The 255-nt window shown below is 61.6% G+C and carries 1 pseudogene; it reads left to right on the top strand.

The features are described 5' to 3' along the window. Positions 1–255 (top strand): annotated as a pseudogene (locus tag L6D64_RS28250) (hypothetical protein); the annotation flags it as partial.

Below are 255 nucleotides of genomic sequence, written 5' to 3'. Positions count from 1 at the left end.
AGTACATCGCGATACCGGAGATCCAGGCGGCGTCCTTTGTCGTGGTTGATGCCCTGTTTGACGGCGGTGACAACACCTGGAGCCCGCCTGCTTGGGCAACTACCGGACAGCTGCGGCTGCGACAGCCTGGTACCAGGACCTGGCAGGTGATGATCCTGTCGCAGGGTGGCGAGCCGTTTTCGGCAGCAGGCAGTTATGGGGTCAGGGCCGCAAACAACAATATCCGCACGCAGATCGACTCGATCAACCGGGTGC

The sequence above is a fragment of the Pseudomonas urethralis genome (assembly GCF_021602465.1).
Lineage (GTDB): Bacteria > Pseudomonadota > Gammaproteobacteria > Pseudomonadales > Pseudomonadaceae > Aquipseudomonas > Aquipseudomonas vlassakiae.
Note: the sequence above shows the minus strand (reverse complement) of the source record. Positions and strands in the feature narration are given on the sequence as shown.